General features: G+C 65.0%; 13 protein-coding genes and 1 tRNA gene. All 14 read right to left on the reverse strand.

Translation table 11 applies throughout. The features are described from left to right. Window positions 1–467: 467 nt before the first annotated feature. A tRNA-Ala gene (locus tag W930_RS0122470) sits at window positions 468–543 on the reverse strand. A gap of 132 nt (window positions 544–675) precedes the next feature. Next, on the reverse strand, window positions 676–2,385 hold the full coding sequence (gene soxB, locus W930_RS0122475) for a thiosulfohydrolase SoxB (RefSeq protein WP_023872576.1): 1,710 nt from the start codon (window positions 2,383–2,385) through the stop codon (window positions 676–678). Between the two features lie 90 nt (window positions 2,386–2,475). Next, window positions 2,476–2,988, reverse strand: coding sequence for a TlpA disulfide reductase family protein (locus W930_RS0122480; RefSeq protein ID WP_223272052.1), 513 nt, complete (start codon window positions 2,986–2,988; stop codon window positions 2,476–2,478). 91 nt (window positions 2,989–3,079) lie between these two features. Next, window positions 3,080–3,730: a sulfur oxidation c-type cytochrome SoxX gene (soxX, locus tag W930_RS0122485; protein WP_023598450.1), complete on the reverse strand. Its 651-nt coding sequence runs from the start codon at window positions 3,728–3,730 to the stop codon at window positions 3,080–3,082. Between the two features lie 19 nt (window positions 3,731–3,749). Further along, entirely contained in the window at window positions 3,750–4,535 is a 786-nt protein-coding gene (gene soxA / locus W930_RS0122490; protein WP_048806771.1) for a sulfur oxidation c-type cytochrome SoxA, read from the reverse strand. 262 nt (window positions 4,536–4,797) lie between these two features. Beyond that, a complete protein-coding gene (gene soxZ, locus W930_RS0122495) occupies window positions 4,798–5,109 on the reverse strand; it encodes a thiosulfate oxidation carrier complex protein SoxZ (RefSeq protein WP_023598448.1) in 312 nt (103 codons plus the stop codon). Between the two features lie 32 nt (window positions 5,110–5,141). Next, the gene (gene soxY, locus W930_RS0122500) at window positions 5,142–5,606 is read right to left on the reverse strand and encodes a thiosulfate oxidation carrier protein SoxY (RefSeq protein ID WP_023598447.1); all 465 of its coding nucleotides are present in this window, start codon (window positions 5,604–5,606) and stop codon (window positions 5,142–5,144) included. Window positions 5,607–5,741: 135 nt separating this feature from the next. Next, window positions 5,742–6,071: a c-type cytochrome gene (locus W930_RS0122505; RefSeq protein ID WP_023598446.1), complete on the reverse strand. Its 330-nt coding sequence runs from the start codon at window positions 6,069–6,071 to the stop codon at window positions 5,742–5,744. Window positions 6,072–6,153: 82 nt separating this feature from the next. Then, window positions 6,154–7,341 (reverse strand): c-type cytochrome, encoded by a 1,188-nt coding sequence (locus tag W930_RS0122510; protein ID WP_024788648.1) that lies wholly within the window; start codon window positions 7,339–7,341, stop codon window positions 6,154–6,156. A gap of 28 nt (window positions 7,342–7,369) precedes the next feature. Continuing rightward, complete coding sequence (gene soxC / locus W930_RS0122515) at window positions 7,370–8,734, reverse strand: sulfite dehydrogenase (protein ID WP_023872580.1); 1,365 nt, start codon at window positions 8,732–8,734, stop codon at window positions 7,370–7,372. A 160-nt stretch (window positions 8,735–8,894) separates the two neighbouring features. Continuing rightward, window positions 8,895–9,242 carry a metalloregulator ArsR/SmtB family transcription factor gene (locus W930_RS0122520; RefSeq protein WP_023598443.1) on the reverse strand — a complete coding sequence of 116 codons (348 nt, stop codon included), beginning with the start codon at window positions 9,240–9,242 and terminating at the stop codon, window positions 8,895–8,897. Between the two features lie 351 nt (window positions 9,243–9,593). After that, complete coding sequence (locus W930_RS0122525; RefSeq protein ID WP_023872581.1) at window positions 9,594–11,300, reverse strand: ShlB/FhaC/HecB family hemolysin secretion/activation protein; 1,707 nt, start codon at window positions 11,298–11,300, stop codon at window positions 9,594–9,596. 259 nt (window positions 11,301–11,559) lie between these two features. Beyond that, window positions 11,560–12,855, reverse strand: a complete 1,296-nt coding sequence (locus W930_RS0122530; protein WP_023872582.1) for an NAD(P)/FAD-dependent oxidoreductase — start codon at window positions 12,853–12,855, stop codon at window positions 11,560–11,562. Window positions 12,856–12,865: 10 nt separating this feature from the next. Beyond that, a partial coding sequence (locus tag W930_RS30270) for a hypothetical protein (protein WP_235195577.1) occupies window positions 12,866–13,462 on the reverse strand: 597 nt, incomplete at its 5' end.

The following is a 13,462-nucleotide window of genomic DNA, read 5'->3' on the forward strand; positions in this document are numbered from 1 at the left end:
ATGAAGTCAGAATTTCGCAGTCTGGGATCAGAGTCTCGGTTTTAGCCGTCAGCTACCTAACGTCTCCGACCGGCGGGAAACGGCACGTGATCAGGGTGATCGTTTGCCGGCCGGCTAGGCCAATACATCGACACAGCCAAAATCATTTTTGGAATTTCCGAAACTCTCCATTTCGCTATCCCTCTTCCAACAAATGGCTCGAGGCGGGCGAACAGTTCGTCGGTGCCGATTCGTCGCGCTCGTGAAAAACGAATATTCGATTTGGCGGCAGAACGCACGTCACTCGGAAGTCCTAACCCCAAGTTTGGCCCGGCGATCCGTCATGAAAACGACGAAATCTCGGGGCAGGCAGGGGTTGAGTGCTTGGCAAGCTGCCACCGCACCGTATCTTATTCAGAATACGCGGTCGCAGTGAATAGCGAGGTAAAATCCTGTAAGTTCTTGAAAAACAACGTTTCGTCTTGAACTGGTGGAGCGGAGGAGGATCGAACTCCCGACCTTCGCATTGCGAACGCGACGCTCTCCCAGCTGAGCTACCGCCCCACACCAAGCAGCGATTATATCGGTTTTTACCGGTCTGGCGAGCAGCCGACAAAATTGCTCGGGATTATTTTGAGGCGATGCCGACGATCCGCCGGCCCCTTGCCCCCTTGCCCCTTCGGCGCCACGAATCGCTCAGGCCGCGCCCTGATTGCCCTTCATGCCCTTGATGAGCGGGACCTTGGGCGCCTTCGCCACGACCGTCTTCTGCGCGCGGAGGTAGCGGGCCACCACATCCCACACCGGCTCGCCCTGCGCGCCCTCGGCGACCGGCGCCCAGCCTGCCACCTTGTACGTCTTGCCCGCCTCGATCGGCTTGCCGTTCAGACGCATGTCGGTAATCCGCTTGCCCATCGGCGCCATCGGATCGATCGCGTAATCCATGCCGCCCACCCGCACCATGTCGCCCCCCTGCTGGTAATACGGATCGGGGTTGAACAGGTTGTCGGCCACATCCTCGAGCACCGTCTTGATCGTCTCGCCGGTCATCGGCGTGAGCGTCGTATACGGGTAGGTGATCGCCGTCTGATCGAGCAACTGCTCCATGGTGATCGTCTGCCCCGGCAGCAACGACGTCCCCCACCGGAAGCCCGGCGAGAAGCCGATCTCGGCGTCCTTCTCGGCCATCACCGCATCGAGCAGCAACTGATCGAACGTGCCGTTGAAGTTGCCGCGCCGATACAAAAGGCCTTCGGTCACCGCCAGTGGCTCGGCCAACCTGGCGGCAAACGGGGCGCGTACGCGCTCGACGAGCGCCTGCATCTGCGCGTCGGCCGGCAGCAGATTCGCGAAGACCGGCATCAGCTTGTAGCGGAAATCCACCGGCTTGCCGCCCTTCACGTCGAAATCCAGCACGCCCAGGAACTTGCCGTTCGAGCCGGCATTGGTCACGAGCGTCTTGCCCCCGGCATTCGGGACGACGACGGGCTTGGGAACACCGTCGTGCGTATGGCCGCCCATGATCGCGTCAATACCGCGCACGCGCGATGCCAGTTTCAGATCGACGTCCATGCCGTTGTGCGAGAGCACGACCACGACCTGCGCGCCCTTACCGCGCACCTCGTCGACCATCGCCTGAAGGCGCTCCTCCTGGATGCCGAACGTCCAGTCCGGCACGAAATAACGCGGGTTCGCGATCGGCGTGTACGGGAATGCCTGACCGATGATCGCCACCGGCACGCCGTTCATTGTCCTGATCGTGTAAGGCGAGAAGACCGGATCGCCGAAGTCGTTCGTCTGCACGTTCTGGGCGACGAAATCGATCTTGCCCTTGAGCTGCTCCTCGACAACGGATTTCACACGCTCGGCACCGTAGGTGAATTCCCAGTGTGCCGTCATCACGTCGACCCCGAGCGCCAGCGTGGCGTCGACCATGTCCTGACCCTTGGTCCACATGGCCGTGCCCGAACCCTGCCAGGTGTCACCGCCGTCGAGCAGCAGCGCGCCGGGGCGCGACGCCTTCATGCGCTTGACGAGCGTGGCCAGATGCGCGAACCCGCCCACCTTGCCATACGTGCTCGCCGCGGCGGCGAAATCGAGATAGGTGAACGCATAGGCCTCGGGCGTGCCCGGACGCAACCCGTACGCCTTCAGGAATGCCTCGCCCACGAGATGCGGCGGCTTGTTCGCCTGGTCGGCAATGCCGAGATTCACGCTCGGTTCGCGAAAGTAGATCGGCAGCAACTGCGCATGGCAATCGGTGAAATGCAGCAGGTGCACATTGCCGAACTTCGGCAGATCGTAGAACGCCGCGGCCGCCTGGGCCGCCGCCGTCTCGTGATGCGACAGCGCCATGCCGCCCGCTGCCGCCACCGCCAACACCTGCATGAACTCGCGTCGATTCATTTCGTCTCCGTGGCGCGCGCATCGTGCGGCGCTCCTGCCTTGTCGTTGTCTGTCGTGGCTTGCGGTTGCCCATGCGGGCCACCGCCGGGCTCACTTGCCCGCGTAATCGGCCAGCGCCGCCACGTCCTCGCCGAACATCTCGCCCACTTCCTTGCGCAATACCTTGCCGTTGCGCCCGATCACATAGAGTTCCGGCAAGCCGCGACGCTTGCCAAGCGCGGCCTGCCACGCGTCGTTGTCCATACCCGCCGGAAACGTGTAGCCGTGCGCCTTGACGTAATCGACGGCCTCCTGCGCCTTCTTGTCGATCGACAGCGTGACGATCTGGATCGGTTTTCCGCGCGTGGCCTCGAAGAGCTTTTGCACGTGCGGGTTCTGCTGCGCGCAGAACGGACACCACGACGCCCAGTACTCGACGATCACCGTCCGGTCCTTGAACGCGCTCGCGGGCATCGTCTTGCCGTCAAGCAGCGTGAGCGACGGCAGTGAGACCGTGTCGCCCACCTCGAGCGCGGTCGCGGGTGCACTCAGGCACATCGCCAGCAAGGCCACGGCCGAGGCGCGCGAGCCAATGCGACGAATCGAATCCATCAGGGGTTTCATGCGGCACTCCGGAGGCCGGGCGCAGACCGCCGTGACCGGATGACGAGATCCGGCCCCGGCAGGTCTGCCCGCGCGGCGATGCGCAAGCGCGTTATTGATTGACCGGCGAAGCCGGATCGAGCAGCAGCGCCATCACATCCTTCAACTGCTGTTCCGTCAGAATGCCCGCCGAGCCGAATCGCGGCATGTTCGAGCACGCCATGTAGCTGTGCGAATCGTAGACCTTGGCCCACGTGTACTTGACCACCTCGGGCGAATCGCCGCGCAGCTTGCCGTAGTTGTACAGCGACGGACCGATATTGCCGAACGAGATTTCGCTCTTGGTCAGTTGGTGACAGGCGTAACAATTGCCGCCGTTGACCGTGTCGGCCTTGTCGGAGAACTGCATGCCACGGCCGTTCTGCGCCACCTTCTCGCCTTCCTTCCAGTCGCCGAGATACTTGCCGTCGGCCGGCGCCTTGACGCTCGCCAGTTCCGCCTTTTGCAGACGCTCGGCAACCTTTGCCGGCATGGGCTTGGTGGCGTACTGCGTGCACAGCTTCTGCAACTCGCTCTGATCGATGCGATCGAGCTGGGCAATGCCGGAGCCGTGGAACGAATTGCGCAGTTCCTGCACGACCGCCGCATCGGTCGTCCCGGTGACGAGCTTCACGCTCTCGCCCTCGGCAAAGGCCGCGCCGACGACGAGTGCCCCGGCCGCTGCCAGCGCGACGCCCGTCGCGCGCAATGCGAATGTTTTCATGGGTATGCCTCGTGGTCGGTCAGCGCTTCAGGCCAGGGGCGTCCATCTTGCCGCCATTGGCCATCACACCGATGAAGGTAATCAGATCGATCGACGCCTGCGAGCCGTAATTCAGCACGGGCATGCGCTGCTGACGGAAACAGTCGTTCATCCGCCACTGCATCGTGCGCAATGCCCCTTGCGACACGCGATACCCCGGCCACGTCGCAAACGCCTGACGCGCCGCGACAGGTTTTGTCAGATTCGGCAGATCCTGCAAGCGAATGCGCTTGTCGTCCGCCCCGTGGCACGACGCGCACGAAAAATCGTACGGACCGGCCCGGTAAAAGAAGATCTTCTGTCCGCGCGCATAGGCTTCCTTCTCTTCCTTGTGCGACTGCGGTACGCGAATGGTCGCGCCGCGCGACTGACCGGCAACGTAGGCGGTGAGCGACTCGAGATCGGTCGGGTCCTGACCTTCCTTGGAGAACGGCTGCTTGATGACGTCCGCACGCTTGAAGCCCTGCAGATTCACCATGCATTCGACGATGCGCGACTCGGCGTCGAGCACGCGCTTGGTATCGGGGAAGTAGCGCGGCAATTGCGCGTAGGCATCTTTCACGACGCCGGGGCCCAGGCCCAGGTCGCACTGCGCAAGCGATACGTTGTTCGGGCCTCGCGGCGTCTTCCAGAGCGCTTCGCCACGCATTTCGACGAGTTCCGCCGGATTGCCGTCGGCGAGCATCTCGCGGTATTGCGCGATGGCGTCTGCCGTGGAGCTTTCCGCGGCGAATGCGGGTGCGCTCAGGCCCGCGATGGCGAGCATGCCGCCAAGCACTGCGCCGCGCACGTCGGGCCGCCATGCGGCGCGGCGTGTGTTGCGCGTCCGTGCGCTATGTTGCGCCTCGTTCATCTGAGTCTCCTCTTTGTGGGGTTGGTCGGCGCGCGACGGGGAACCCTCCCCGCAAGCGCCCGCTTGCACACACTGCGCGGCACGACAGCAACGCCACGCCGTCCCACCCGGCCGGGATGCCTGGCGGCAGGCATGCGAGCCTGCACGCCGCCGCGGCATTCCGGCGCTCGCCCCGTCAGGCGATGGTCGCCTCGTCGGTGCGCGAGTCGCCCTTGTTGTCGGTCCACGTGACCGCAACCTTGTCGCCCTTCTTGGCGCCCTTGAACTTGAACGACATGAACGGATCCTTCGACACCGCCGGCCCCCATTGGGCCGACAGCACCGTCTTCCCGTTGCTCGTGACGGTCACGTTCTGGATGAAGTGTGCCGGTACGATATTACCGGAAGCGTCCTTGCGCTGACCGGTTTCCATGATGTGGCTCATCAGCACCTTGACCTCGACGACACCGCCGGCCTCGGTTGCGCGAATGCGCATCGGGTTACCCATGTTGTGGCTCCTCTAGTTCTACGATGCGTCGCTTAACCGCCGCAACCGCCCAGCGTGACCTTGACTTCCTTCTCGGCCACGAGGTACTTGTTGTCCGCCTTGACGAGCGCATAAACCTTCGAGGTCTGGCCCATCTTCACGCGCGTGGTCACCGATGGCTCCGTGCCCTCGGGAATATCGAACGACGCGGCCAGCGTGTTCGGATTCTTCTCGATCAGAATCGCGATCATCTGCGTGTTCGGCGCCTTGCTTGCCACCACCACCGGCACGACCGCACCGTTCTCGGCGATGTCGGGAACGCTCAGCACGACCTGATCGCTCGGGCTCGCGCTCGTGCCGCCAAGCGCCTTGACCGTATCGGCCACGCTGCGGGTGGCAAACGCCGCCTTGTTCCACTCCTGTGCCGCGCGCGCCTCTTCGGGCTTGATCAGCCCGGCGGCAACCGCCAGTCCCATTACCGCGGAAAACCGCAGCATGTCGCGTCGCTGTTGGTTCATCTGTATGAGTTTCCTTCTCTGAAGGCCGCCGCCGCGACACGCTCGGTATGCGCGCATCGCAACGGCCGCCGTTCGCCCGCCAGACCGGCCGCCACGACTACGCGACAACCGGCCGGCGAGCCCCCTGCCCCGGGCTTACTTCGCCGGGGCGCCTGCCAGAACCCACTCCACCAGGGTCTTGGCGTCGGCATCCGACAAGTTCGGGTGCGCCGGCATCGGAATCGGACCCCAGACGCCCGAGCCACCGCCCTTCACTTTCTTGACCAGCTTGGCCACGGCATCCTTGTCGCCCTTGTACTTGGCTGCGACATCCTGATAGGACGGGCCCACGAGTTTCTTGTCGACGGCGTGGCAACCCATACAGGCGTTGGCGGCCGCGAGCTTGGTCGCTGCAGCGACATCGACACCGGCGTGCGCCAGCGAGGTACCGGCCAGCATGGCCGCAGCGATCAGCAACTTCTTCATCGTATCTCCTTCGGTTTGTGTAGGGGACGGGGTCCTGCGGCAGCCTGGGTGACATGGCGCGGCCGTCGGACACCCTGCCCGCTCAATGTGCACCATGGAGAATCCAGTCGACCATCGTACGGACGTCGGTTTCGGCGACCTGCGTCTGCGGCGGCATTGGCATGCTGCCCCAGTTACCGGCGCCGCCGGCACGTATCTTCGCCACCAGTTTTTCAGCCGCATCCGACTGCCCATGATACTTGGCGGCGACCTCCGAGAAGGCGGGCCCGATCTTCTTGTCGGTCACACCGTGACATGCCAGACAACCGTTCTTGTCCGCAAGCGTTGCTGCCGGTGACGTCGCAGCGGCGGTTTTGGCCGGCGCGTCCGGACTCGCCATGCCGAGCGTGGCGAGGGCCGCGGTCTTGCGCACCGCCGCATTTTGCGCGGCGGTGCCCGACAGCGGCGGCAGCTTCGTATCGATACCGCGCACCGGACCGATCACCCGGTTTTGCGCGGCCAGATCCCCATGTGCGTCGCGGGCGTACGCAGGGAGTGCGGACGTCACGATACCAGCCTCGGGACAATCCTGCATACACGCCTTGTTATGAGTATCCGGTTTGTCGCCCACGCGCCACATGCCGTGCGCGCGCGTCATCCCGTTGCGATTGGGCATGAGTTTCTGCACGTCGGCGATGTTCTTGTCGGAGAGCACGAAGTCCGACGGCACGATCTCGCCGAGGTTCAGGATGTACGCAGTGACGGCGTACACCTCGTCCGGCGTGAGCGAGCGCGGCGCGTTCCACGGCATGGCGCGACGGATGTAATCCCAGATCGTGGAGATCGTGTCGACCTTCATGAGCGTGGTGCGCACCGGCTGATTGTTCGCGCGCAGCGACGCCACGTGCCCCGTCTTGATGTCGTCGGCCGTGGTGCCGCCCACGAGCGGGTTGAACACCTCGTTGCTCTCGCCGAACGTGCCGTGGCACGACGCGCAACGCGCGTCGAACAACTTCTGGCCGTCGGCCACCGACCCGTGCCCCTTGGGCAAGCCCTTGAAGTCGGGACGCACGTCGATATCCCACGCGTTGAGCTCCGCGGCCGTGGCATCGCGACCGATGCCGGCCGGCGCCTTGATCGGCGTGGGCGCCGCGCTCTGTCCCGGCTTTTGCGTCGCGGCCGGTGCGGCCTGTGCCGGGCTGGAAAGCCATGCGAGCACGGTCATCGCGGCAACGGCCAGCGCCCCCGCCCACAATCCGGCGATCACGACTGCCAGGAAACGGCTTTTCATGCGAGGCACCGGACTCGGCGACTTCCGTTCAGTCAACGTGAACATTGGTCACCTCGCCGTTTGCCGCCACTTGCCACGTCTGGATGGCGTTGTTGTGATAAATCGACTTCGTGCCGCGCACTTCACGCAGTTGCCGATACCGCGGTTGCACGAAGCCGGTTTCGTCCACCGCGCGGCTTTGCAGCAGCGCGGGCGAACCGTCCCATTGCCAATCGAAGTTGAAGCGCGTGAGGCACTTCGGCAGCACCGGCGATTCGATGCGGGCCTGACGCCACGACTTGCCCCCGTCGGTGGAGACATCCACGCGCTTGATGCGGCCGCGACCCGACCATGCGAGCCCGGTGATGTTGAAGTAGCCGCGATCGAGCAGCGCCTGTCCGCCCGATGGCGACGTGATGACCGACTTGCACTCCTGGATCGACGTGTATTGGCGATGCTGGCCGTCCGGCATCAGGTCGACGTAGTGACTCGTTTCATCCTTGGTATTCCACGGCGCATCGCCGACCTTGATGCGGCGCAGCCACTTCACCCACGACACGCCCTGTACGCCGGGCACGACCAGACGCAGCGGATAGCCATTCTCGGGGCGCAGCATTTCGCCGTTCATGCCCCACGCGACGAGCACGTCGGAGAGCGCCGCCTCCATCGAGATCGTGCGGGTCATGCCCGAGCCGTCGCCGCCTTCGGCAAGCACGTACTGGCCGCGCCGGGTGTCGGCGCCCACGTCGTCGAGCAGTACCGAGAGCGGCACCCCCGTGAATTCGCAGCACGACAGCATGCCGTGCGTGTATTGCACCGTGGGCACGGCCGCGTTGCCCCACTCCATGCCGGTGTTCGCGCCGCACTCGATGAAGTGCATGCGCGACACGGAGGGCAACCGCATGATGTCGTCCATCGTGTACACCTTCGACTCGCGCACGAGGCCATGCACCATCAGGCGGTGTTGCGTCGGGTCGATCTCCTGCCAGCCCTGGTGATGGCGCTCGAAGTGCAGGCCGCTGGGCGTGATGATGCCAAACAGCCCTTGCAGCGGCGTGAAGGCAACGGAAGCCTGTGCGGTTTGCGTGAGCCCGGGGGACTGACGGCGCTGCAGATTGGCCTCGTACTTCGACGGCATGCCGTAGGGACGCGCCGCGACAGGCTGGCCAAGCGAGGTCGCCCACGGGCGCGGCTCGAGGATCATCGGGTCACCGGCGCCCACGGCGTTCGGGGCGTCCGCCGCGAAGGCACTGCCACCGGCGAGCGCGGCGCCGGCGGCCAGGAAGCTGCGTTGCAGGAAGCTGCGACGCGTGGGATTGAGTCCCTCGCGCGCAATGTCGCCGGCCAATGTGCCGTCGATGAAATTCTCCGGAGCCCGGCGCAAACGGCCGGCTCGCGATGCGTTGTCGCTCACCCTGTCTCCTCGCGTTTCGTGGCGTCCGCCAGCGTCGCAAGGAGGCTGGCGGCTTACCGCTTGTGTTTTGGTTGTCGCTGGCGGTCTTTTTGCCGCACGGTCCTGCCAGGTTGCTGCGTTACGGTTTCACTTCGGTCTGCGGCACGCGCGCCGGCGGGCATCAGCTCCCGCGCGGCATGAAGCCATCGACGGCACGCTCCGGCAGCGCCTCCTCCTCGATTCGGCCGGCGACCTGTATGCACACGGCGCGACAGATCTCGACCACCCCGGTATCCGCGATCGCGTAATACACCTGGTTCCCGTCGCGTCGACGCGCCAGCACACCCGCCTGGTACATCGCGCCCAGGTGTCGCGACACATTCGTTTGCGACGAACCCACTTCCGTCACCACCTCGTTGACCGAGCGCTCGCCACCACACAGCGCGTGCAGGATCCGCAGCCGGGTGGGCTCGGAGAGCAGGCTGAAGTAATGCGACACCTTTTCGAATACGCGATCGAGTTCTTCCATGACGGTCAGTCTTTGAGTTCGTGTGAAGGCACAAGAGATGCCGTATATGCCTACATACGCATATACGGATAATCAAAATAACGGGCGAAGTGTGCAAGCTGCACTGCAACATATCGGACGCCGACGTATCGCGGCGGCCGATGTCATTTCGGTGTTTGCTCGCACGCAATCCGTGTATACGGTTGGATATAGCGCGCCGCGTGTCATGCCAGTGCGCGAAGCGCGGCGTCGCCTTTGTGCAGCCAGCTGCCGGCAGGCGTGAGGGCATGAAGCGCTGTGGCATCAGGGAAAAACCTGATAAGAAAAATAGTGGGGGGACGACCGATGCGCCCCCCGAGATGACCGGCGACCTTACTCGAACTGATATGACCAGTTCGCGTTGAAGCGCAGCGGACGATTCGGCGAGTTGGTGGGCGCGTCCGCCATCGGCTTGGCGATCGAGAGATCGAGCGAGTAGTACTTGCTGTCGGAGATGCGAACGCCCAGCCCCACCGAGGCAAGCTGGTTGTGGAACAGTTGGCCGTAGTTCACGTAGACGCGCGCCGTGTCGAGAATCAGGTACGGCTGAATCGTCTTCAGATAACGGAAGTCGGTGCGGAACATCCGGTTGAGTTCAATCGACGCACCCCAGCCCTTATCTCCGGCAATTTCGCCGGCCGGGTAACCGAGGCCGAAACGCTGGCCGCCGAAGGTCGCCTGTTCGGACGTCGGCAGCGTATTGCCGCTGTACTGCGCCCCGGCGGACACGATCACCCCGAAATCCCACGGCAGCACCACCCCTTGCTTGCCATCGAGCGTAAAGCGCCAGAAGCCGAGGTCGTACGGTCCGAGGATCTGGGCGACCCCGGCCGGCTGCGTCGTGTAAGCCTGACTCGCCCCCATGCCGTTGAAGCCCTTGAACACGCCGAGCGTGGCGCTGCGGGTCTGCTTGTCGGTGACTTCGTTGTAGGCGAGCTGTACCTGCCCGGCGCGCACGTTCGTCTGCGAATTGATGTAGTTGGGCGAGTTCGGCACTTCGTAGCGGTCGCGCGAATTCACCCCGTACATGCCGCCGCTCACCGTGAGACTGCGCTGGTTGTTGAGCAGGATGGGGTACGACACGCCCACGGCGATGCGCTTCGTGTCGAGATGTCGCGTGAGGCCGGCGAGCGCCTGATCGTCCGGCTGACCGCGATAGTGCGATGCATCGAGGCGCGCCTGAAGGCCGTTCGAGCCCAGCGGCTGGATGTACGACGCCGCGTAGAACTCTTCGTCGTTGTGCCCCTTCGGCGCGATGGCCGTTAGCTGGATCTGCTCGCCCAGCGGCGTGAGGGCATTGCTCGTCACGGTGAACACACCGCGAATGCCCGGATTGTTATACGAGAGCGACGTGCCGAGCGCGACCGGCTGGCGCGAAACGTCCAGCGAAAGCTCCGTCGCACCGTCGGTTTGCGTCGGCGGCTGCACATCGGCCTTGATCTTCATGCCGGGCACGAGCGTGAGCAGGTTCAGATAGCGCTCGAAGGTGGCGCGCTTGAGCGGCCGCTCCGCCTCGATGTGTGCGGCGATATCGCGCAGCCGCTGCTCCGACGGTCCCGGCTTGCCGGTGATCCTGGTGCTGGCGATGTAGCCCTCGACGACCGTCACGCGCACGAAACCGTCGTTGAAGTCCTGGGCGGGCACGAAGGCAAAGGACAGGAGATACCCCGCGTCCTGATACAGCTTCGTGACTTCGTTGGCCTTCTCGACCAGATCGCCGATGGTCACTTCCTTGCCCGCCATCGGGGCAAAAAGTCCCGCGACCTGATCGAAAGGCAGTGATTTCACGCCTTCGATGCCGAAACGCTTCGGGGTGATCTTGCGGGCGAGGAGCGCCTTGAGCGCATCTTCCTGAGTCGGTGGCTGAATCCGAATGGTGGGCGCCGGCGCCTTGGGCACCTCGATCTTCGGAATGCTTTGCATCGGGTCGCCGCGCACCGGACTGGCATCTGCCCACGCCTGTTGCGTGCCGAGCAGGCTGAGGGTGCAAAACGTGACGGCGACGATCTGAACGACTTTGCGGTTGCGAACCGACTTCACCGAGTCCCCACGCACGACGCGTGACGCAAGACGGGACCCTCCCTGGCGATACGCCATCCCTATGCCCCCCAAACGCTGATTTTTTTCGTTGGGCCAGTGTAACCGAGAGGCCGCAGGCCCCGTCAACGAGGGAAACCTGGAGGAATGCGGCACCCGAGCAACACCTGAGGGGCACCCTGTGGCGGCGCGTACGTTCCCACGCTTAGAGAGCGGCCTCCAAACGTGGTCGCGGCGGGCGCGCGTCCCGCCGTCATCCGCATCAGGCCAGCATGTCGGCCCAGATGCCCTGCGCCCACGCGAGTCCCAGGGCAAACTCGTCTCGCGAGGCGCGTGGTGACGCGCCGCCCGTGCCGGGAACCGGCAGCATGGTGCGTTGCGCGGTGTCGTACCGGTGCACGCTGGCGACGTGCATCGCCTCGGTGGCCGAAACGAACGTGTAACAGGTGTTGCTGTACAGGGGCTCGGGGTTGACCGCTCGCCCGGCGAGCGTGGCAACGATGGCGGCGGCGCACACCTTGCCGTGCTGGTTCGCCATGTGACCGGACTTCGGCATTTGCGGCGCGATCTGGATGGCGTCGCCGAGGATGTGGATATCGGGCTGCGCCGCCGACGCGAAGGTTAGGAAATCGACATCGCACCAGCGTCCGTTGGCCGTGGCGAGTCCGCTTTGCACCGCGATGTCGCCCGCGCGCATCGGCGGGATGACGTTGAGCACATCGGCGCGGACTTCCTCGCCCAGCTCGAAACGCGCCAGATGCTTCGTGCCGTCGGCGGCCACTTCGGTGCAATTGAATTGCGGGTGGTACTCGACGACCCCGGAAAATTGCGTGCGCCAGACGTCGTGAAACTGTTCGGCTTCGGCGAGTACCTGATCGTTGGCGTCGAACACGAGCACTTTCGCGCGCGGTTTGTGTTGTCGGATCCACGCGGCCGCCTGGCAGGCGCGTTCGTACGGCGCGGGCGGGCAGCGGAACGGCGCTTCGGGAATGGTGATGGCGAACACGCCGCCGTCGGGCATCGCCTTCAGACGGGCGTGCAGCAGCGCGCTTTCGCGCGCGTCCGTCCAGCCGACCGGCAGCGCATCGCGCAGCGCCGGATCGGACAGGCCCGCAATGGCCTCGCGGCGCAACGACACACCGGGCGCCACGATCAGCTTGTCGTACGACAGGCGCGCGCCGTCCGCGAGTTGCACCTGCTTCTTCGCGGCGTCGATGCCGTTGGCCCGCGTGCGACGCCACACGACGCCGTGGCGCGTGACGAGCCTGTCGTAGGGCACCGTGAGGTCGCTCACGCGCAAATTGCCGCCCACGACGAGATTCGAAAGCGGCGAGGAGACGAACGCCTCATTCGGTTCGACGAGCGTGACGTCGATCGTATTGCCCGAGAGCACGCGCAGCGCCTTGGCCGCCGTGGCACCGCCAAAGCCCCCGCCGATCACGACGACGCGCGCGCGCGCCCTGACCGGCGTCGGCCAGAGCGGCGCGGCCCACGCGGGCGTCGCGCCGACGCACGCGGCCAATGCACTCATACCGAAGAGAAAATCGCGACGACGCATCATGTCTGACCTATCGCACGGTACGTGCGGGGTTTGCCGGGGACGCTTTCGCCGACGATTTGTCGGCGGCGGACGGCGCGGGCTGGGCGGCGAAGTAAGCGGCGATGCGCTGCAACTCGTCGTCGCGGTAGCCCTTGAGGAGCTGCGGCATCAGCGTGGCGCCGCGCCGGGCGTCGCGCATGGCTTGCAAGGTGGCCATGAGCTCGGCCGCCGGCCGGCCTTCCAGTGCGGGAAGCACTCTCTTGCCCGCGCTGATCGGGGCCGACGCGTTATGACAACTCATGCACGCCATCGCCCAATCGCGCGCCTGCCAGTCCGGCCGATCGACGGCCGACGTTGCCGCTTCCGGCGCCACATACACGGGCGACGCCGCGCGTACCCCGGCTGTCGGTGCGCCGTGCGCGAGCTTGGCCGTGCCCCCTAAGGCAGTCCCTAAGGCAGTCCCTAAGGCAGCCCCCAGGACGAGCGCCGCCGCGATCATACGCGCCGTGCGCGGATCGCGGGAACGATGGCGGCGAGGCGATTCGGCATCGGTGGAACCGACGCGACGGTAAGCGGCGGGTGTGGGCACGCGTGTCGTCCGAAACGGTTGGGGTTGGGGTTGGGG

Source organism: Pandoraea sp. E26, assembly GCF_000681415.1.
Taxonomy (GTDB): Bacteria; Pseudomonadota; Gammaproteobacteria; order Burkholderiales; family Burkholderiaceae; genus Pandoraea; species Pandoraea pnomenusa.